Annotated in this window: 1 pseudogene; it reads left to right on the forward strand. The window is 63.4% G+C overall.

The features are described from left to right. Positions 1-55 precede the first annotated feature (55 nt). Positions 56-333, forward strand: a pseudogene (locus AC5ZGW_RS47795) (hypothetical protein); the annotation flags it as partial.

The raw sequence follows: 333 nt of genomic DNA on the forward strand, positions 1-333 counted from the left end.
CGTCGCGACGCTCCATGCGGCTCCTTTGCCGACCAACGTGGCAAGCATGAAATCCATGATCGCTGACAGTTCGATCCAGGTCCGGTGGGGCGGCTGGCGCGGTGGCGGATGGGGATACGGAGCTGTCCGAGGCTGGGGTCCTCGAGGTTGGGGTTGGGGAGCAGGCGCGCTGGCTGGTGCCCTAATCGGTGACGCGATCGCGAGCAGCGCCTATGGCTATTATGGCGGCCCGTACTACGGCAGCTACTACCCCGGCCCGTATGACGGCGGCTACTATCCAGCCTACAGCTATTATCCGGCATACGTCGACTACGGTTGGCAAGCAATCCAGGA

Source organism: Bradyrhizobium sp. Crot121, assembly GCF_059512385.1.